This is a genomic window from Streptococcus sp. HMSC062D07 (assembly GCF_001814215.1).
In the GTDB taxonomy this organism is placed as follows: domain Bacteria; phylum Bacillota; class Bacilli; order Lactobacillales; family Streptococcaceae; genus Streptococcus; species Streptococcus infantis_I.
Genome location: NZ_KV815324.1, coordinates 274,291 through 295,128, shown reverse-complemented (window position 1 = coordinate 295,128; position 20,838 = coordinate 274,291). Strand labels below are relative to the sequence as shown.

Below are 20,838 nucleotides of genomic sequence, written 5' to 3'. Positions count from 1 at the left end.
ATTTTAATGTTTTTATCATCTAAATCCCATTTGGGCTAGCTTATTCTGATAAGCTTTTTGATCCACTCGAAGTGCTTGGCCTCCATAGACATCATAGTCATCTATCCAGTCTCCAAGTTCCGGTACTGTTAGTCTTTCAATACCGTTCTGACCTCCTTCGAGGACGGATAAACCGTTGGTCAATAAGAAGGTATACGGAAGGTTTGTAGATGTCATGGCGAATACTTTACCAAGTGCTTCTGAACCTGTGAAAAGTTTTGTAGGATCTTTAATTTGCTGTAAAACAGCAGTCATGACTTGTTGCTGTCTACGAGTACGTCCATAGTCCCCTTCATCATCATCGCGGAAACGTGCATAGTTGAGAAGAGTTGAACCATTCATTTGTTGCGTCCCAACTTTAATAGTCTGTGTTGGTGATTCTGTCTCTGTTGCATGCAAGTCATCACCAACTGTAGCTTCTGTAACTGGAACTCCATTTAGGGTTGAAAATTGAGCATCAATGGTCACCCCGTCAGGGAAAAGCGTGTCAATAGCAGTCGCAAAGGCTTGGAAATCTACAAGAGCATAGTATTTAATATCTATGTCAAAATTATCTTTAAGGACCTTACGCACCATTTCAGCACCTTGGTTTCCTTCTTGTTCACCTAATTCGTAGGCTAAGTTCAACTTGTGGTCAGTTTGTTTTTGTCCGTTAATAACTTGGCTATAACCATCAATATAAACTAGGTTATCTCGCATAAAACTTACAAGCTTAAGCTTTTTATCCTTACCACTTACATTCAAAACCATAATAGAATCTGTCCGTGTTTCTGCACTATTCTGTCCAATACGGCCGTCTGTCCCTAAAATAAGAATATTGACACCATCTCTTGTATCCTGTCCATTGAAAACTTCAACTTGGGCAGCCTTGGCATCTTTCGACCCGCTTGAGCCATTCGGATTGGCTGACTGGAAACCTTTCAAGAACATGAAAATCATTCCTACTGCAGCACAAAGCAACAGCATTCCTAACCACGCAAGTATGCGTTTAAAACGAAAGACTCTTTTTTTCTTTGGTTTCTTCTGCTTAGGAACCTTAGCTTTTGGTTGCGGTAGATTACTACGTCGACTAGCACGACTTCGATTAGTATAACTCGGAAGACCTGTGTTAGGTTCCGTATAGTCTCGGTTTTCTGCTTCTTCTACGACAACTGAACGAGCTTCTTGTTGACCATCCAGCTTAGCTTGTAAAAAAGCAAACTCTCTCTTTTCTTTATCATTTAGATAGTGGATGTTTTTTAATAGATAGTCGTAGCGTAGTTTCTCATGGTGTGTCAGAGGGTTCTCTCTAGTCATTCCTTCTCCTTCCCTTTATCCTGTATGGTATAGATAGGGTAAGCTCCTAGTACTTTATAGTGGATCCCAATCGTTTCTAATTCTTTTTGAGCAAAATGGACCAATTCTTTATCAGCATAGTCCACATCAATGATAAAAAAGTACTCACCTAGTGCTGTTTTTAAGGGGCGACTCTCAATCTTAGTTAGGTCAATCCCGCGCCAAGCAAAGGTAGAAAGTGCTTTATATAAAGCTCCTGGAAGATTATCTGGCAAGGTCAATGCCAGACTCATTTTCTTAGCATTTGCATTCAAGGGCATTTGCGGTACCTTGGGACCTAACACCCAAAAGCGAGTGAAATTGGCTTCCATTTCTTGAATGTCTTGAGCAATTAATTCCAAACCATATTCTCCAGCCGAACTTTTGGGAGCAATGGCCGCAAAAGGCTGATCTGGATGCTCGGAAACATAGCGCGCAGCGTATGCTGTACTGGCAGTGACCTCTAATTGAGCATTTGGAAAATGTTCATCGATAAATTTCTTTCCCTGAGCCAAGGCCTGCGGATGAGAAAAGATTTTCTCAATTTTAACTTGCCCTGGTACCGCCATCAACTGTTGATGAATTGGCTGCACAATCTCCGCCACAGCTTGAATACGAGCTTGATGAAAAAGATAGTCCAAGGTCTCATGAACACTACCTTCAATGGAATTTTCAACTGGCACTACTGAATAGTCTACCAATCCCTGTTCATAGGCCTTGATAACGTCTGTAATATTTGAAAAAGGCTCTAGTTCCTCATGAGGAAAAGCCGTTTGCACAACATGGTGCGAAAAAGATCCTTTAGGACCTAGATAGGCAATTTTCATGTCAATTCCTCTATAATTTCCTCTGGACTTAGCTTGGACACATCGATAACTTTACTAGCTACTTCCTGATACCAGGCCTGTCTTTCGTTAAAAATTGCAAGCAATTCTTCCTTGCTATTTTTTAAAAATAGTGGACGTTGATTGTCCTTATCAGCCGAAATTCGCTGGTAAAGAGTCTCAAAATCTGCTTTAAGGTAAATGTTGTCTGGATTTTGCTTGAGCAAGGCACGATTACGTGGCGAAATAACAATCCCTCCGCCTGTAGAAATAACTTTATCTGTCTTTAGCAAGTCAGCTAGGACTTCTTCTTCTAGCTGGCGAAAGGCTACTTCTCCTTTTTCTTCAAAGAAACGAGCAATCGACATACCTAATCGTTCTTCCAGCAAGGCATCCATATCTACGAAGTCAGAATCCAGCTTTCTAGCAATAGTAGTTTTTCCTGAACCCATAAAACCTAGTAAAACCTTAGCCATGAATCAAAGTCTCCAAATCATCAAAGAAGCTTGGGTAGCTAGTATTAATAGCTTCGGCTCGATCCAATTCAACTTCTCCATCTGCAACCAAGAGAGCTGCAATGGCTGTCATCATGCCGATTCGATGGTCTCCAAAGGTATTGACTCTAGCGCCATGGAGGGCAGATTTCCCTTTGATAATCATGCCGTCTGCTGTAGGAGTAATAGTTGCTCCCATGCTATTTAAAGCATCTGCGACAACTTGAATGCGATCCGTTTCTTTAACCTTGAGTTCTTCTGCATCTTTGATGACCGTTTGCCCTTGAGCTTGGGTAGCAAGGAGCGCGATAATCGGCAATTCATCAATTAAACGTGGAATCAAGGCTCCGCCAATCTCTGTTCCCTTCAAATCTGAAGTTTCAACAGTCAAGGTTGCAGATTTGGCTATTGGATCCATATCAGTAATCTCTAATTTCCCGCCCATAGCTCGGATAACATCGATAATACCTGTACGTGTTTCATTAATACCGACATTCTTAAGTACCACTCGAGAATTTGGCACAATCAAACCTGCTACTAACCAAAAGGCTGCACTAGAAATATCTCCTGGTACGACAACCGTTTGTCCACTAAGTTTCTGTGGTCCTTGAACAGTGATTTTCTTACCATCGACACTCAAATCACCTCCGAATTGTTGGAGCATATCTTCTGTGTGATTACGAGTGCACTCCTTCTCGATAATGACTGACTGGCCGTGAGCCTGCAATGCTGCAAAAATCAAGGCTGACTTGACTTGAGCAGAGGCAATTGGCAATTCGTATTGAATAGGTCGTAAGTTTTTCGTTCCTTTCAAGTGCAACGGTGGCAAGTCTCGCTCTGTCTGACCTGAAATGCTAACTCCCATTTTTTTCAAAGGAAGGGTCACACGATCCATGGGGCGTTTAGAAAGACTATCATCTCCAAACATCTCTACTTCAAAGTCTGCACCAGCAAGGACACCTGAAATTAAACGAATAGATGTCCCAGAATTCCCCATATCCAGGGCATTCTGAGGGGCTTTTAATCCGTCCATCCCAACACCTTGAATGGTAACGACACCATCCTTGTCCTCAATCTCTACGCCGAGATCACGAAATACCTGTATGGTTGACAAGACATCTTCACCACGCAAGATATCATAAACCTTCGTTTCACCCTCAGCCAAGCTTCCAAAAATGATAGAACGATGACTGATGGACTTATCCCCAGGTACGCGAATACTACCATTCAAATGGTTAACGTTTGTTTTTAACTTCATACTAGCCCTCATACTGACAATACTTTTTCTTATTTTATCATAAAAAGTCAGAAATTTCTTAAAAATTCCTGACTTTATGATAGTTAATAAAATTTTTTTTAATACACTTTTACCTTTTTGATTTATTTCAACTGAAGCTTTTTAATAGCAATTCTTTTTCACTTTCAATTTACCAGCTATCTGAAGAGCCACCACCATCAAATCCTCCACCATCCCAATCATCAGAAGACCAAGATGAACTAGAACTACCAGTATCATATCTAGATGTAGAAGAATCTAATCTACCATAAGAACTTGACTGTACTCTTTGTGAAGCATAGTAGCTTTTTTTGAGCTCGGAAGTCCAAGAATCATTCTTCACAAAATCTTTATCGTTTGGATAGAGTTTTCCCTTCCCATTATAAGAGTATTGAGAGCGGTTCAGCCTATCTAGTTGCTTTCTTTTAACTTCTGCGTAGTATGCTTCTATCAGTAATGTAGTCCAAGTATCATTAGGCAGAAAACCTTTTGAGTCTGGATAGAGTTTGTTATATCCTGCGTAGTTATATTGAGACCTAATTAAACGCTTATTTTTTTTATAGTAAGATTTACGTTCTTCAGTCCACGTATCGTTAGGTACAAAGTCAGGAAAATCTGGATACAGTTTCCCCTTTCCCTCGTACTCATACTTAGAAAAGCGACATCTTTTTAAGTACCTGAACCACGTTACTAAACTTAGTAAAAGAAAGAACATTAGATAGAACAATATCGGAAACGGAATGTAATTGAAATACTTACTAAGTCCTTCATTATTTTTTAATAATTTTTCATCGATTTTTGGAAGCCAACTATTCTTATTCTCTTTCTTGTTTATGATTTCAGCTTTTCCAGATTCGGCTTTAGAGATACCTACTAGAATTCTGTTAAGAGCATCAGTGTATTTCCCTTCTTTCATGTAAGGCTTCGAATCATTTAGTAAAGAACGAGCCTTCGAGTCAGTAAGCCAAATTGCTACTTCGTTGGATGTTTCAATACGAAACTTCCTATCCTTTATAGCAATAGCGATTAAAATTCCACTGTTAGAATCTTGTTTCCCAATTTTCCATTTGCGTGCAACCTCATTGGCTACCTCTTCGATACTGGAACCGTCCAGGGTATCTACAATGTAAATACCTACTTGGGTTTCACTTCCAGCATTCATATTCTCTAACGTTTCTGCAACACTAGTGGTTAAATAACCATTAGGATCGTATATACCATTTAAAGGCCGATCTGGAACAGCTATATTAGCCGCCACTAGAGGCATAAAAAAGAATAAAGGGATAATTAAGAGTAAAATTAACTTTTTCATAGGAGATCCCCCAAAAGACTAATCAGTTAAATTGATTTCAGGGACAAACTTTGCATCTTTCTCTGTTCCAAATAACTCAGCTCTATAGTTAGAAACCTTCAAATTTGTTTTTCATTTTGTTTATTAGTATAGACAATCATTCCCACAGTCATTATTAAACAGTCTGGGCTAATAATTCTAGCTTACACAGTAGTTACCGATAATAAAAATACGATTGAAAAAATGTCAATAAATCATATACAAAATAATTTTTTTATTTTAGCAATTCTGAAATTGGTTCAAAGACAATTTTTTCAATATCAGAAAGGTAGATCGAAAGTTGTTTCTGTTTGGCAAAGAATTCTGACAAGAGAGAGTTCCCTTGAATCTGCTTGCCAAAACTTTCCATTTTTTCTTGGAAAGAAGCATCTGGAATTTGACCAGTTTGTGCCATGATTTGGATTTCATGTTGAAAAGCAATATAATCTGAAAAAATTTTGCTTGCTTCTACATCCGCTTGGATGGCATCTCTAGCTTCTTTAACTGCCTTGTATTCAGGCAATTCGCGTAGTCCACGACTTAGTGCATTTGCACTATCATAAACATTTGACATAATTGTCCTCCTTATTTAATAACGACTGTGTAGTCTGTATTTTCTGTAATGACTTGCTCAGCACGTTTTAAATCCTGAGCATTCTTAAAGGAAATTTGCAGAATCCCGTGAACATCCTCACGGTTTTCCTCATTGATATGGATATTGACCAAAGAAGTTCCACGTAGCAATTCCAAGATGCGTAAAATCACATCTTCCTCATCGGGAACATCTACATAAAGGTCAAATGAGCTATCTACACCACCACGTTTATGGATTTCCATAGCCTGACGTTGCTCACGCGCTTGATTGAAAAAGCTCCAGATTTGGTTTTCATCACCCTTACTGATAGCTTGTCCAATATCGTCCAAACGGCCCTTGAAGTCCTCGATGCGTTCAATAATGGTATCCCGATTAGATAAGAGGATAGAAGTCCACATGCCTGGCTCGCTTTCAGCAATCCGAGTCATATCACGAAAACCACCTGCCACAAAGCGTCGCGCCATTTCATGCTCTTCAGCATAACTTGCAGTTTGTTCCATCAGGCTTGATGCTAAGATATGCGGAAAATGGCTAATCTGAGAAGTCACTCGGTCATGCTCTTCAGCCTCGATTTCAATGAAACGAGCATGAAGACCTGACAGCAAGTCTCTCATTTCTTCGAGCGTATCCGAAGTTGTCAGACTAGATGGCGTGAAGATATAATAGGCATTTTCAAAAAGATTAACATCTGCAGAGGCAGCTCCTGTCTTGTGACTTCCTGCCATAGGATGGGCCCCCACAAAGCGAACAGACTTATCAGCAAAACACTTCTCAGCTGTAGTCACGATAGCTGACTTGGTCGACCCTGCATCGGAAATAATGACACCTTCTTTCAAGTCCAAGTTGGCCAATTCCTTAATAAAGGTAATGGTTTGCTTGATTGGCAGGGTAAGAATGATGACGTCTGCAAGTGGAGCAAAACTGGCAAAGTCATCCGTCGCTCGGTCAATCATTCCTCTCTCCAAGGCAATATCTCTAGACGCTTGACTACGATTGTATCCTAAAATTTCATAATCAGGATGATCCCGCTTGATTCCGAGTGCCATGGAAGCACCAATCAAACCTAGTCCTGCGATATAGATGGTTTTTGCCATAAGAACTCCTTAATAATTCTTTGTATACTCCCGATGTTTCGCAACAGCTTCTTTTAATTCTTCCAGATTATCAGAGGAGAATTTCTCAAGTATTTCTTGAGCCAAAACTGTTGCTACGACTGCTTCCATAACGACACCTGCTGCTGGAAGAGCAGTAGGATCACTTCTCTCTACTGTTGCTTTATAAGGCTCATGAGTTTCAATATCGACACTCATCAACGGCTTGTAGAGAGTCGGAATTGGCTTCATAACTCCACGAACGATAATCGGTTGCCCGTTGGTCATACCACCTTCGAAACCTCCAAGGTTATTAGTCCGACGAGTATAGCCATCTTCTGATGACCAGAGGATTTCATCCATGACTTGGCTACCCTTAAGATGGCCTGCTTTAAAACCAAGACCAAACTCCACACCCTTAAAGGCATTGATAGAAACAACAGCTTGAGCTAGCCTTGCATCTAGTTTACGATCCCATTGGACATATGAACCCAGACCAACTGGAACACCTCCGACAACTGTTTCTACAACACCTCCGATGGTATCCCCATCTCGCTTAATCTGGTCAATATAGTCCTTAATCTCCTGCTCACGTTCTTGGTTGACGATAGAAACTTCTGACTGGGCAGCTAGTTTTTTAATCTCTGCGACTGTTAAATTTTCTGGAACATTGATTTCCTTACCACCGAAGATAACAACATGGTTAGCAATTTCGATATCAAGCTCAGCTAAAAGCCGCTTGGCTACTGCTCCAACTGCAACCCGCATAGTTGTTTCACGGGCAGATGAACGTTCCAAAGAATTTCGCAAATCATCAAAGCGGTATTTGATGCCCCCAACCAAGTCTGCGTGACCTGGACGAGGATGTGTGATTTTTCGTTTACTTTTGAGTTTGTCCTCAATATCCTCGGCAGACATGATATCTAGCCATTTTTGATGATCCTTATTGATGACATCCATGGTGATAGGAGCCCCTGTCGTCTTTCCGTGACGAACTCCAGAAGTGAAGATAACCTGATCAGTCTCAATCTTCATGCGTCCACCACGACCGTAACCGCCTTGGCGACGTTTGAGATCCTCATTGATATCTTCTGCAGTCAAAGGCAGTCCCGCTGGAATTCCTTCAATAATTGCTGTCAGACGAGGACCATGTGATTCTCCTGCTGTTAAATATCTCATACATTCTCCTTATTTTACTAAGTAATCTTTCATTTCTTCGAGAGAAACTGGGTGAATCGTCGCTGAACCAAGCTCAGGTACCAAAACTAACTTCATGGTATTCCCACGCGCTTTTTTATCGTGAGTCAAAGCCTGATAGAGCTTGTCAAGGTCCCAGTTTTCATAATCAACAGGAAGGCCAAATTTCTGACACATCTCTCGGATGGACTGAGTGATTCCCATTGGCATGAGGCCTTTTTCTTCTGCTACCTTAGAGACCTGAACCATTCCCATAGCTACTGCCTCACCGTGCATGACTTTTCCATAACCAGCAGTTGCTTCAATAGCATGGCCAATTGTGTGACCAAAGTTGAGATATAAACGAATGCCATTATCCAACTCATCTTCAACTACCATCTTGCGCTTGACCTGGCAAGAATGCTCAATCAAACTCTCTGAATGTTCCAAAATGCTTTCCACAGAACCATCCAAATTAGATAATAGGTCCCAGAGCTCAGGATCTTCGATCAAGCCATACTTGATGACTTCACCCATTCCTTCAATCAACTCTCGCTTTCCTAAGCTTTCAAGAACAGTTGGGTCAATCAAAACGCCATCCGGCTGAGCAAAAGTTCCCACCATATTCTTGGCAAAAGGTGTATTCACACCTGTCTTACCACCGATTGAAGAATCCACCTGGGCCGTCAAACTAGTCGGAATTTGGACAAAGTGAATACCGCGCATATAGGTAGAGGCCACGAAACCTGCCAAATCACCAACTACACCGCCACCTAGAGCCACAATTCCATCGCTACGAGTCAAATCCTGTTTGACCAAGAATTCATAAGCCTTTTGAACCGTGGTTAAATTTTTTCGCTCTTCACCCTCTAGGAAGTCAAAAACTGCCACTTGGAAACCAGCATCCTCTAAGCTCAATTTAACCTTTTCTGCATAGAGTGAAGCCACACGGTTATCCGTTATGATAACAATTTTTTGTGGTTGCCAAAGTTCTCGCAACCATTTTCCTGCTTGAGACAAGCATCCTTTTTCAATCTGAATATCGTAGGGATGATGTGGAAGGTCTATTCTAATTTTCATAGCAGGTCTCCTTTTTCTTTATTGGTACTTTTGTTTTAATAATTCCCAGATTTGATCTGTTGGCATTTCCTTGCCTGTCCATAACTCAAAAGCTTCAGCAGCTTGGTAAAGTAGCATGCCAAGACCATTGATAGATTGATTTCCCTGGTTTCTTGCCCATTTTAAAAACGGTGTTTCAAAGGGTTGATAAATCACATCTGCTACCAAGAGCATCTCTGGTAAAACGATGCTGGTCGGGATTGGATGAGAGGATTCATCCATGCCCACACTAGTAGCATTAACCAAGAGGTCGGCTTTAGTGATGCTGTCTTGAAGATCTTGAACATCCTCTAATGCAAATAAATCTACTCTAAATCCAGTCGCATTCTGTATTTTTTCTAAATAAGGTCTTGTTTTTTCCATGGATGAAGAACGAACAAAGACAGAAATCTGACTCACTCCATCCAAGATTGCCTGTGCCAAAATTGCCTTGGCTGCACCGCCTGCTCCTAACAAAACCAGTCTTTTCTTTGATATTTTAAAAGAAGGCAAGCTCTTAAAGAATCCCTTGCCATCTGTGTTATATCCAATTAATGTTCCTTCTCGATTCACAACTGTATTAACTGCACCAATTAAACAAGCCTCTGCGCTCAACTGGTCCAGATAAGCAATCACTTGTTCCTTGTAAGGCATAGAAAGATTGATTCCATACATCTGATAGCGACGAATATTAGCAACTGTTTCTGCTAGTTCAGTCGCATCTACTTCCCAAGCAAGATAAACACCATTGGTATTGGTTGCTTCAAAAGCGCTATTGTGAATAAAGGGAGAAATGGAGTGTTTGATAGGATTTGCGACTACAGCTGCTAAACGTGTGTAGCCATCAATCTTCATTTAGAAGCTCCCTAATTTTTTTCATGCTAGATAGTGAAATTTGTCCTGGGGCACTAGCTTCATCTAGACTTGCAAAAGACCAACTAGATCCAGTCACATCTGAAGTAATACGAGAGACCTTGCCCACTTTTCCCATAGAAATCGTTACATATTCTTGTTCAGGATTCAGTGTTTTAAAGCCACGTGTAAAGTTCATCAGATCCAACACATCCTGTTCTGTATTAGCCATAACAGCTATTTTCACAACTTTAGGATTTAAACTTGTTAACTCAGACAATATTTCCATTAGATTTTCAGGTGTCTCTTGGAAGTTATGGTAGCTCAAGACGAGATTTGGAAAGTCCAACATCTGATCAAAAACATCCTTGTAGCTAAAATACTCAAAATCAATATAATCTGGTTGATAAAGCTGTGCCACTTCCTTGATCATTTGAACATACTCTTCTGAAGAGAGCTCAATTTGACCACCCTCGGAACGAGTACGTAAAGTAAAAACAAGCTCACGACCTGCAAATTTTTCAAAAATAGCTGGCGCTACCTGCAAGATAGCTTCCTTGGGTAAGAAGTCTGCTCTCCACTCAATGATATCTGCATCATGATACCGCATAACATCAATGGCCTGAGCCTCTTCTATACTTCTTGGCATGACAGAAACAATTAATTTCATTTACTAACCTTCATGGTAATCACTTTGAGGTAATTACTACTTTCATCTTTTTCATTGTAGACAAAGTCTGCTGGAAGTCCATATTTATGAAGGACCTGATACTTTCTACCTGCAAATCCTTTATCGATTTGTTCTGTGAATTTTTGACGGGAAACATTAGCCGCATTGGTACTAGCAATAATGATTCCACCTGGGTTTAAAATCTCTAGACTTTGGGAAATCAACTTATGATAATCCTTAGCTACAGAGAATGTTTGTTTTTTATTTCGGGCAAAGCTAGGCGGATCCAGAACAATCACGTCATAGCTTAAACCTTTTCTTTTAGCATATTTAAAGTATTCAAAGACATCCATGACAAGTAGTCGATGATTGTCTAGACTCAAACCATTGGCATGAAAATGAGCTTCTGATAGTTCTCTTGAACGCTTGGCCAAATCCACAGAAGTCGTTTCACTAGCTCCCCCCATAGCTGCAGCAACTGAGAAAGCTGCTGTGTAGGAAAACATATTAAGTAAGGATTTCCCCATTGCTAAACCATCAACTAAGCTCCCACGAACTTCATGCTGATCCAAGAAAATCCCTGTCATAAGACCATCATTCATAAATACTTGGTACAAGACTCCATTCTCAAGAACAGTGAAATATTCAGCTGCTTCTTGACCATAGATATGAGCAGACTCATAGTCTAGACCTTTAAAGCGAATCTTTTCATAGGCACCTAAGACTTCCGGGAATACCTGAGAGAAGGCTGCAATAATCTCTTGGCGAATTCCATAGATATAGGAGTTATACCAGGAAAAGACAACATAATCTCCATAGAGATCCAGCGTCATTCCACCAAATCCATCGCCTTCTTGATTAAACAAACGAAAGGCAGTTGTCAACTCATCTTGATAGTAGGAAGAACGTTTTTGTTTTGCTTTTTCAAACAAGCTTTCAAAGAAGGTTTGTTTAAAAGAAATGTTCTGGTTGGTTACAAACCAACCAATTCCCTTATTTTGACGAGATAAATAAGCCTTCCCTAAAAATTCTTTGCTTTGGCTGAAAAGTTCAACTTCCTGATCAGTTTCAGATAAGTCTGGAAAATCAACTTCTTCCAAAAGAACCTGACCTTTGCGGAGCTTTTTTTCGACACGCCGACTGACGAATACTTTATTCATAGATACAATTATATCAAATTTGTTGAAAATTCACAAAATAGAAAGTGATTTCTACATTGATGTCATAGGAACTATCCAGGCTTTTCGTTTCTGCTTGATTGATTACTATATGAGAATGGTCATTTGTGTTGAGAAATTTCATTCTATTACCGTAAAAATAGACATTCACATACTGAGGTCTATTTTTGTAGCGCAAACTTTTGCTCATTTGCTTGCTTTGTGGTAAAATGATTCTCAAATTGTTAAGTATGAGGACTATCTATGAAAAATCAAACCCTAATGCAATATTTTGAGTGGTACCTTCCCCACGATGGACAACACTGGACGCGACTTACCGATGATGCTGAGCGCCTTGCAAATCTAGGAATTAGCCACGTCTGGATGCCACCTGCCTTTAAAGCTACCAACGAAAAAGATGTCGGTTATGGTGTCTATGACCTTTTTGACCTCGGTGAATTTGATCAAAAAGGAACTGTGCGTACCAAGTACGGTTTCAGAGAAGACTATCTTCAAGCCATTCAAACACTTAAATCACATGGGATTCAACCTATGGCTGACGTCGTCTTAAACCACAAGGCAGCTGCAGACCGTTTAGAATCCTTCCAGGTTATTGAAGTCGACCCAGAAGATCGCACAATTGAACTTGGAGAACCTTTTACCATCAATGGTTGGACAAACTTTACTTTTGATGGAAGACAAAACACCTACAATGACTTCCACTGGCACTGGTACCATTTCACTGGAACTGACTACGATGCTAAAAGACGGAAGTCTGGTATCTACCTTATCCAGGGAGATAATAAGGGGTGGGCCCACGAAGAATTAGTCGATAACGAAAATGGTAACTATGACTACCTCATGTATGCGGACTTAGATTTTAAACATCCTGAAGTGATACAAAATATCTACGATTGGGCTGATTGGTTCATGGAAACGACTGGCGTAGCTGGTTTTCGCTTAGATGCTGTCAAGCATATCGATTCCTTCTTTATGCGTAATTTCATTCGTGACATCAAAGAGAAATATGGACAAGACTTCTATGTCTTTGGAGAATTCTGGAATCCAGATAAGGATGCCAACCTTGACTATCTCGAAAAGATTGAAGAGCGCTTTGACCTTGTCGATGTCCGACTCCATATGAATCTCTTTGAAGCAAGCCAAGCTGGTGCAGACTACGATTTGCGTACCATCTTTAATGATAGTCTGGTTCAAATCAAACCAGATAAGGCTGTAACCTTTGTCGAAAACCATGATACTCAACGAGGACAAGCTTTAGAATCTACTGTAGAAGAATGGTTTAAACCAGCAGCCTATGCTCTTATTCTGTTGCGCGAGCAGGGTCTCCCTTGTGTCTTTTACGGAGACTACTACGGTATCTCTGGTCAATATGCTCAGCAAGATTTTAAAGAAGTTCTTGACCATCTGCTAGCTATCCGAAAAGATTTGGCTTATGGAGAGCAGACGGACTACTTTGATGACCCTAATTGTATCGGTTGGGTTCGTTCTGGAGCTGACAACCAATCGCCTCTTGCCATTCTTATCTCAAACGCTCAAGAGAATTACAAAACCATGTTTGTAGGTCCAGAATGGGCTGATCATACTTTTGTTGATTTACTTGGCAACCATTCAGACCAAGTAACCATTAATGCTGAAGGATATGGTGATTTCCCAGTTGCTGAACGTTCTGTAAGTGTTTGGGGACTTACTTATTAAGAACACAAAAAAACTTGCCATAGGCAAGTTTTTTTATTGCTAAATATTAGTTTTTCCAAAGCCACATCGCATCTTTAAAATCAGATGAGACTTGTACATTCTGAGGGTTGGTTGCTTCTCTCTCCTGACGTTTAGCCTCTACTTGGGCTACACTCCTAATCCCCTCACGACGCCAGTTTCGTAGAATTGCTTGGATGTATTTCCAATTTGGTTTACCATTCAAAACAGCTTCACGCAAGGCTTCCTTTATCAAGTCTGCACTAGTTCCGTCTTCTTTCAAACTCTTTTCCAAGTCTTCGATTTCAAAGGGAGTTAAGAGACGACCTAGCTCCTGTTGGAAAGCTTCTACCAAGCTCTTTAAATCATTTGGAGCAGATCGCACTTGGTTTGGAACTTGTTTTTCAAAAAGGTTATCTAGACGCTCCAAGGCAAGGGTTGCATCGAAGATTACTTCTATTTCACCATTAAATTCAATTGTTCGGTATTGAAGCAACCCTTTCTCAGTCAAGCGAGAAATAGCCTGATTGACTTCAGTGACGCTTTTGCCGATTTTTTCAGCAATCTGACTTGGAGACAATTCACCTAAAGCCGTTGTATTCTGTAAGTAAAAGAATTGCCAAACCAAGAAATCATCGCTTGACGAGAACAGTTGATTGTAATGTAAGAGCAGGTCACTCGGCAACACTAAGTTTCCTGATTTGAAAGCATCTAAATATGTCATAATTTCTCCTATAAATATCCAAAATGAGATACGTCATCTTCCACACTCTTCCACTCAAACGGCGTTTCTTGGTAAACTGCATAATTTACCCAGTTACTGAAAAAGAGGGCTGCAGATGAACTCCAACGCATACATGGAAGTTCATGAATGTCATCATTTTTGAAATAATTTTCTGGTATATGTGGATCTAAACCAGCATCTAGATCTCTAAAATATTCCTTTGCAAGCGTATCACGATCATACTCTAAATGCCCGAAGCTATAGACTTCTCTCAAATCTCGACTCGCAAGGATAGAGACTCCTACCTCTTCTCCTGATGCTAAAATCTCTAGATTTGTTTTATTCAGGATATCTTCTTTGTGGACTTCTGTATGGCGAGAATGAGGAGATACATATAAATCATCAAACCCTCTCAATAGGAGATGACCTTCTTTCAAAACATCTTGAGGATAAATCCCAGAAAGCTTCTGGTTCATCTGGTATTTATCTACGCCATAGCGATAGTATAGACCTGCCTGTGCTCCCCAACAAATATGCAGGGTTGAAAAGACATGGGTCTTGGACCAATCGATAACTTGCGTAAACTCTTGCCAATAGTCAACCTCCTCAAATGGAAGGTGCTCAACTGGAGCCCCTGTGATAATCAAGCCATCGAAATACTGGTCTTTAACTTCCGAGAAGGTCTTATAAAAAGTCTCCATATGCTCTGAGCGAGTTGTTTTTGATTGGTGACTTTCCATATATAAGAAATCAATATCTAATTGCAGAGGAGTATTGGCCAAATGTCTTAAGAGTTGAGTCTCTGTTACAATTTTTTGCGGCATTAGATTTAAAATAAGAATTTTCAAGGGTCGGATATCCTGATGAGCCGCCCGTTGATCATCCATGACGAAAATATTTTCTGTTTGTAAAATTTCAACTGCTGGTAATTTTTTATCAATTCGAATCGGCATGGAAATCTCCTAACTGTATCATACTGGACTCAAGTAACCTGACTGTCATCAAATGGAAAAATCCAGCAGATGACACTTCTTCCCTTTATTATACTGTAAGAAGATATAGTTTTCAATTATAGTTTTTCTCTAACTAGATATAGCCTTTTTTTATATCATCATTAAGAGAAAACAGCCCTAGGGACTGTTTTTCATTAATAATGCATCAAAACTTTATAATCGTAATCTCCGATTGCCTCACGACCTTTTAGCTCATCAAGCTCAATCAAGAAGGCACAACCAGCTACGACACCTCCTAATTTCTCAATCATTTCGATTGTAGCCTTAACAGTACCACCTGTTGCCAAGAGGTCATCTACAATAAGAACACGTTGACCTGGTTTGATAGCATCTGCGTGCATGGTCAAAGTATCAACACCATATTCTTTTTCGTAGTCAGCTGAAATGACTTCGCGTGGCAATTTCCCTGGTTTACGAACAGGTGCAAAACCAATTCCCAACTCAAAAGCAACTGGACATCCAACGATAAATCCACGCGCTTCTGGCCCCACGATCATATCGATCTTTTTGTCAGTAGCATATTGAACAATTTCACGAACAGCGTAGCTGTAGGCATTGCCGTTAGCCATCAAAGGGCTGATATCACGGAATGTAATTCCTTCTTGTGGATAATTTTCAATACTTGCAATGTAATCTTTTAAGTTCATAGCGTTTCTTTCTTTTAAAGTTTTTACTCCCTATTATACCATAATTCCTAGAAAAGCAAAATAGAAAGAAGCCTTGGAATATCCTTCCAAAGCCCCTCAGTCCTTCATAAAATTCGGAGGTTCACTCGCTCAATGAAATCTTTACTTCTTTTTGCTTTTAGAGCTTTGATTTCGCTCGCGATTTTGTTGGATGCGCCACTCTCGCTCAAAGTAAGACATGGTTTCAAATACTCTCTTTGGTAAGCCAACATCCAGCAAATAGATTGGGATTTTCAAAACGTTAGAATGTTTTGAACTTGTAAATCTACTTCGAAGACGATACCAGAAAAAGTTGGATTTTAAAAGTTCCTTGTCATAAAACTGAACCTCAATCATATAAAAATCCCTTGCATTTCTACTGCCCTTAATTCTCGTGAGAGCAAACTTTTCTACCTGTTCCCAGGAATAAAACTGCCAGTCTTTCTTTGGAAATGGTTTATAGAAAAATCCTTGAGCCGTACATTTCAAATACTCTTTATCAGAAAAAAGCCGTCGCAAATGTTGATACAAAATGAAGCCAACGATGAGGATCAAGAAACCGATAAAGAGAATTAAAGCCACCAATCCCGCAGGTGCTTCTTCGGGATAGCTCAGCAAAAACGAAAGGATCCAAAGTAGAAGAGCCAATTCTAGTAGATAAAGAATAAGGCTCAAGACGATTTTCTTACTACTCCATTTAATAATTGTTTCTTCCATTATACTAACTCACTTAAATATTCATAGCGTTCATATTTTTCCAGCAAGTCTTCATTTTTCTCGTCTAACTCTTTTTGAAGGGTAGCTAGTTTCCCAAAGTCAGAACCATTTGCTAGCATTTCTTCCTCTATAGAAGAGATGCGGTTTTCTAAGGCTTCGATATCACCTTCAATACTTGCCCACTCCTGCTTTTCTTGGTAAGTCATCCGTTTCTTTTCTTCACGTACTTTGACGACTTTTTCCTTCTCAACTTTTTGATTTTGTGTTACTGCTTCTGCTTCAAAGGCCTTTTCATCTAGATAATCTGTATAATGGCCAAAGAAAGGACGGATGGTTCCATCTTCAAAAGCAAGAATCTTAGTTGCTACCTTATCAAGGAAATAGCGGTCATGACTAACTGTCAAGACTGGTCCTGCAAAACCTTGTAAGAAATTTTCTAGAACTGTTAAGGTCGCAATGTCTAGATCATTTGTCGGCTCGTCCAAGAGAAGCACATTGGGTTTTTCAAGGAGTAATTTGAGGAGGTACAGACGCTTCTTCTCTCCACCTGACAGCTTCTCAATCAAGGTACCGTGCGTTGAACGAGGGAAAAGAAATTGTTCTAGTAACTCAGCGATTGAAGTCGTAGTACCACCACTAGTCTTAACCTCTTCTGCCACTTCCTGCAAGTAATTGATAACTCTCTTGCTTTCATCTAAACCTTCGATTTGTTGAGAGAAATAAGCAATACGAACTGTTTCACCGATGATAACTTGTCCTTCAGTAGCTTCAAGTCTTCCTGCAATAAGGTTAAGAAGGGTTGACTTCCCAACACCATTGTCCCCGACGACTCCGATACGGTCTTTGGCTTGCACTAAAAGGTTAAAATGTTTCAGAATCGGTTTATCGTCATAGGCAAAGGAAACATCCTTAAACTCAATGACCTTCTTACCGATGCGACTGGTTTCAAAATTCATGCTCAAGTCTGTCTCAAGGCTAGTATCTGAAACTTCCTTTTTCAAGTCATGGAATCGATTGATACGAGCTTGTTGCTTGGTCGCACGAGCTTGAGGTTGCCGTCTCATCCAAGCTAATTCTTGTTTGTAAAGTTGTTCCTTTTTGTGAAGAAGAGCTGCGTCACGCTCATCCTGTTCAGCCTTGAGACGGACATAATCTTGGTAATTCCCCTGATACTCTGTTAATCCACCTCTATCCAATTCAAAAATTCGCGTAGAAAGAGCATCTAGGAAATAGCGATCGTGGGTGATGAAGAGAACGGTCTTCTTGGAATTCTTCAAGAAAAGTGTCAGCCACTCGATGGTCGCAATGTCCAGATGGTTGGTTGGCTCATCAAGAAGCAAGAGATTATGATTTCCTAAAAGCACTTGCGCTAATTGAACCCGTCTACGAAGACCACCCGACAAAGCTCCAACAGGAGTTGATAATTCTTGAATACCTAGTTTACTGAGTACCGTTTTGACCTGACTTTCGATTTCCCATGCTTGGAGAGAATCCATCTCCGCCATGACCCGTTCTAGACGCGCCTGCTTGTCCTCACTGTAGTTGAGCATAAGCAGTTCATACTCCCGAATCAACTGGATTTCCTTGAGGTCACTGGATAAAACAGTATCCAATACAGTCTTGCTATCATCAAATTCGGGATTTTGAGTCAGGTAACCAATCTTGTAATCACTCTTTGCTGAAAAAGGGCTAATATCGCCATCAAAACCTGAAACACCTGAAAGCACATCTAGAAGGGTCGTTTTCCCAGTTCCGTTGACACCGATAAGACCGATTCTATCCAAGTCATGGATAATAAAGGAAATATCCTTAAAAACAGTCTTATCACCAACTGATTTACTTAGTTTTTCAACGATAAAATCACTCATTTTCTCTCCCTTAAGTATGCATGAATGGCTTCCACTTCATTATCTAGATTACCATCCACAATAGCGTACTCAATTTCCTCTAAAACATCTCCTAATTCTGGACCTGGATGATAGCCATATTCCTTGATGAGAATGCCACCATTAATTTGCATCTCTTTCTTATCATGAATAGTCAAGCTCTCGTAGGTTTCTGTGATTGCTTGTGGATTGACTTCCTTCCCTTGAGCTCTGCGAAGATTTTCAGCTTGTAGAAGCAAGTCCAAATCAAAACGGTAACAATCACGGTTACCTAGTTCCCCTTCTTCTCGGAGAGCCAAAATAGACAGCAAATTCTGTACTTGCTTAGCAAATTGGCGTGAAGTCTTCCAATGTTTCAAAAATTGTTGAGCATCTTCCACTTCTAAAACCCATAAAAGTGCTGCCCAAGCTTGCTCAGAAGATTCAAAAGTAAAATCTTTTTCTAAATCAAACAAAGACTGGAGTTTCTCCTGACTGCCTACCATATCTGGAAGATAGTCATAAGCTTGACTCTCAATCATAGAAGATAAACCTACTCGCCAATAGGGAGCCAGTAAAAGCTTATCAAACTCAACAAAGATGCGCTCCACAGAAATTTTATCTAAGAGTGGCGTTAAGGCCTTCATCGCTTCAAACGTTTCTTGCTCGAGTTCAAAACCAAGACTAGCTTGGAAACGAAAGCCACGCATGATGCGTAGCGCGTCTTCATTGAAACGTTCACTAGCTACACCGACAGCTCGCAGGACTTGATTTTCTAAATCTCTGAGACCATCAAATAAATCAACGATTTTCCCTGTCTCATCCAAGGCAAAGGCATTGACTGTGAAATCTCGGCGTTTGAGATCTTCTTCGAGTGAACGAACAAAAGAAACAGAACTTGGTCTCCGATAGTCTACATAGACATCCTCTGTTCGAAAAGTGGTGACTTCGTACTCTTCATCTCCATCTAAAACCAAAACGGTCCCATGCTCAATGCCGATATCAGCTGTGCGTGGAAAAATCTGCTTGGTCTCTTCTGGATAAGATGAAGTCGCGATATCCACATCATGGATGGGGCGGTTAAGAATGGCATCCCTAACAGAGCCACCCACAAAATAAGCCTCAAATCCTGCTTCTTTAATTTTTTCTAATACTGGTAAAGCCTTCTGAAATTCAGAAGGCATTTTTGTTAATTTCATAGTAAGTGTTCTAATCCATAGACAAGCTCATGACGCTTGACAACTTCTTTGATTCCCAAATTCACCCCTGTCATGAAGGAGCTACGATCATAGGAGTCATGACGCAGAGTCAATCCCTCTCCTTGATTTCCAAAAATGACCTCTTGATGAGCTACCAAACCAGGTAAACGGACCGAATGAATTCGCATACCATCAAAGTTAGCTCCTCGTGCTCCCGCAATGAGTTCTTCCTCATCGCTAGCACCTTGTTGAATAGACTCACGAACTTCAGCCATCAACTCAGCTGTTTTGATAGCTGTCCCGCTTGGAGCATCTTTTTTCTTATCATGGTGAAGTTCAATAATCTCCACATTTGGGAAGTATTTAGCTGCCTGTGCTGCAAATTGCATCAGTAAGACAGCACCCAAGGCAAAGTTAGGAGCAATCAATCCACCCAAGCCTTTGAAACGAGACAATTCTTTTAATTCTTCGATTTCTTGACTGGTGAAACCTGTCGTTCCTACTACTGGAGCAAAGCCATGTTCAAGAGCAAAGAGTGTATTCTCATAGGCGACAGCTGGTGTAGTAAAGTCCACCCAAACATGGGCATCAAAGCCTGCTAAGTCATTTTTATCATTGAATACTGGAATTCCTTGCCATTCAGATGCAGACTCAAAAGGATCCAAAACAGCTACTAGTTCAAGTTCAGGATCAGACAAAACCATCTGACAAGCAGATTGGCCCATTCTTCCCTTAAAACCAGCAATAATCACTCGAATACTCATCTTTACTCCTATCTAAGATACAAAGGACGTTAGCTGCCCATGAAAAATAGGGAATGGCGCTGACTTTCCACGAAAGGCAAGACAGACATCTTTTTTCAAGAGGCAGATAGTCCGTGTTCAATTTTAAGATACAAAGCCTGCAAGAACACAAAGTGAAAATAGGAGTTCTGATCAAGGAGTTTCTTTTCCTTGGAAGAACTATCTTTTTCACATAGGGTTCCAGGCGTGTTCAATTCTAAGATACAAAGGACGTTAGCTGCCC

20 protein-coding genes are annotated in these 20,838 nt (G+C 40.3%); 1 reads left to right on the top strand and 19 read right to left on the bottom strand.

The annotated features are described in order from the left end of the window. Positions 1-15: 15 nt before the first annotated feature. The 12 genes from HMPREF2957_RS02090 to HMPREF2957_RS02035 form a co-directional block, all read right to left on the bottom strand. Positions 16-1,335, bottom strand: coding sequence for an LCP family protein (locus HMPREF2957_RS02090; RefSeq protein WP_070677141.1), 1,320 nt, complete (start codon positions 1,333-1,335; stop codon positions 16-18). Continuing rightward, positions 1,332-2,180: a prephenate dehydratase gene (pheA, locus tag HMPREF2957_RS02085; RefSeq protein WP_070677140.1), complete on the bottom strand. Its 849-nt coding sequence runs from the start codon at positions 2,178-2,180 to the stop codon at positions 1,332-1,334. Before pheA ends, HMPREF2957_RS02090 begins: the two co-directional genes overlap by 4 nt. Beyond that, a complete protein-coding gene (locus HMPREF2957_RS02080) occupies positions 2,177-2,653 on the bottom strand; it encodes a shikimate kinase (RefSeq protein WP_070677139.1) in 477 nt (158 codons plus the stop codon). Before HMPREF2957_RS02080 ends, pheA begins: the two co-directional genes overlap by 4 nt. After that, positions 2,646-3,929, bottom strand: a complete 1,284-nt coding sequence (gene aroA, locus HMPREF2957_RS02075; protein ID WP_070677138.1) for a 3-phosphoshikimate 1-carboxyvinyltransferase — start codon at positions 3,927-3,929, stop codon at positions 2,646-2,648. The genes HMPREF2957_RS02080 and aroA overlap by 8 nt, the downstream gene beginning before the upstream one ends. Positions 3,930-4,098: 169 nt before the next feature. Then, the gene (locus HMPREF2957_RS02070) at positions 4,099-5,259 is read right to left on the bottom strand and encodes a TPM domain-containing protein (RefSeq protein WP_070677137.1); all 1,161 of its coding nucleotides are present in this window, start codon (positions 5,257-5,259) and stop codon (positions 4,099-4,101) included. Between the two features lie 253 nt (positions 5,260-5,512). After that, positions 5,513-5,851, bottom strand: coding sequence for a YlbF/YmcA family competence regulator (locus HMPREF2957_RS02065; protein WP_070677136.1), 339 nt, complete (start codon positions 5,849-5,851; stop codon positions 5,513-5,515). Between the two features lie 11 nt (positions 5,852-5,862). Continuing rightward, positions 5,863-6,966: a prephenate dehydrogenase gene (locus tag HMPREF2957_RS02060; protein ID WP_070677135.1), complete on the bottom strand. Its 1,104-nt coding sequence runs from the start codon at positions 6,964-6,966 to the stop codon at positions 5,863-5,865. Between the two features lie 9 nt (positions 6,967-6,975). After that, entirely contained in the window at positions 6,976-8,142 is a 1,167-nt protein-coding gene (aroC, locus tag HMPREF2957_RS02055) for a chorismate synthase (protein ID WP_070677134.1), read from the bottom strand. Positions 8,143-8,151: 9 nt separating this feature from the next. Then, positions 8,152-9,219 carry a 3-dehydroquinate synthase gene (gene aroB, locus HMPREF2957_RS02050; protein ID WP_070677133.1) on the bottom strand — a complete coding sequence of 356 codons (1,068 nt, stop codon included), beginning with the start codon at positions 9,217-9,219 and terminating at the stop codon, positions 8,152-8,154. 18 nt (positions 9,220-9,237) lie between these two features. Then, complete coding sequence (locus HMPREF2957_RS02045) at positions 9,238-10,092, bottom strand: shikimate dehydrogenase (protein ID WP_070677132.1); 855 nt, start codon at positions 10,090-10,092, stop codon at positions 9,238-9,240. Continuing rightward, entirely contained in the window at positions 10,082-10,759 is a 678-nt protein-coding gene (gene aroD / locus HMPREF2957_RS02040) for a type I 3-dehydroquinate dehydratase (RefSeq protein WP_070677131.1), read from the bottom strand. The genes HMPREF2957_RS02045 and aroD overlap by 11 nt, the downstream gene beginning before the upstream one ends. Further along, on the bottom strand, positions 10,756-11,919 hold the full coding sequence (locus HMPREF2957_RS02035; protein ID WP_004252227.1) for a class I SAM-dependent rRNA methyltransferase: 1,164 nt from the start codon (positions 11,917-11,919) through the stop codon (positions 10,756-10,758). The genes aroD and HMPREF2957_RS02035 overlap by 4 nt, the downstream gene beginning before the upstream one ends. 261 nt (positions 11,920-12,180) lie before the next feature. On the opposite strand from HMPREF2957_RS02035, the gene HMPREF2957_RS02030 reads away from it, so the two are divergent. Beyond that, positions 12,181-13,632, top strand: a complete 1,452-nt coding sequence (locus tag HMPREF2957_RS02030) for an alpha-amylase (RefSeq protein ID WP_070677130.1) — start codon at positions 12,181-12,183, stop codon at positions 13,630-13,632. Between the two features lie 46 nt (positions 13,633-13,678). Here the strand turns inward: HMPREF2957_RS02030 and HMPREF2957_RS02025 are convergent, their stop codons facing one another. The 7 genes from HMPREF2957_RS02025 to dapB form a co-directional block, all read right to left on the bottom strand. Next, on the bottom strand, positions 13,679-14,353 hold the full coding sequence (locus tag HMPREF2957_RS02025; protein ID WP_070677129.1) for a DnaD domain-containing protein: 675 nt from the start codon (positions 14,351-14,353) through the stop codon (positions 13,679-13,681). An 8-nt stretch (positions 14,354-14,361) separates the two neighbouring features. Next, a complete protein-coding gene (gene metA / locus HMPREF2957_RS02020; protein WP_070677128.1) occupies positions 14,362-15,306 on the bottom strand; it encodes a homoserine O-acetyltransferase MetA in 945 nt (314 codons plus the stop codon). Positions 15,307-15,500: 194 nt separating this feature from the next. Further along, on the bottom strand, positions 15,501-16,013 hold the full coding sequence (locus tag HMPREF2957_RS02015) for an adenine phosphoribosyltransferase (protein ID WP_001049312.1): 513 nt from the start codon (positions 16,011-16,013) through the stop codon (positions 15,501-15,503). A 141-nt stretch (positions 16,014-16,154) separates the two neighbouring features. Beyond that, entirely contained in the window at positions 16,155-16,748 is a 594-nt protein-coding gene (locus tag HMPREF2957_RS02010; protein WP_070677127.1) for a hypothetical protein, read from the bottom strand. Continuing rightward, complete coding sequence (locus HMPREF2957_RS02005; protein ID WP_070677126.1) at positions 16,748-18,616, bottom strand: ABC-F family ATP-binding cassette domain-containing protein; 1,869 nt, start codon at positions 18,614-18,616, stop codon at positions 16,748-16,750. Before HMPREF2957_RS02005 ends, HMPREF2957_RS02010 begins: the two co-directional genes overlap by 1 nt. Continuing rightward, entirely contained in the window at positions 18,613-19,812 is a 1,200-nt protein-coding gene (locus HMPREF2957_RS02000; protein WP_006148045.1) for a CCA tRNA nucleotidyltransferase, read from the bottom strand. Before HMPREF2957_RS02000 ends, HMPREF2957_RS02005 begins: the two co-directional genes overlap by 4 nt. Beyond that, positions 19,809-20,576, bottom strand: coding sequence for a 4-hydroxy-tetrahydrodipicolinate reductase (gene dapB, locus HMPREF2957_RS01995; protein ID WP_006148044.1), 768 nt, complete (start codon positions 20,574-20,576; stop codon positions 19,809-19,811). The genes HMPREF2957_RS02000 and dapB overlap by 4 nt, the downstream gene beginning before the upstream one ends. Positions 20,577-20,838 lie beyond the last annotated feature (262 nt).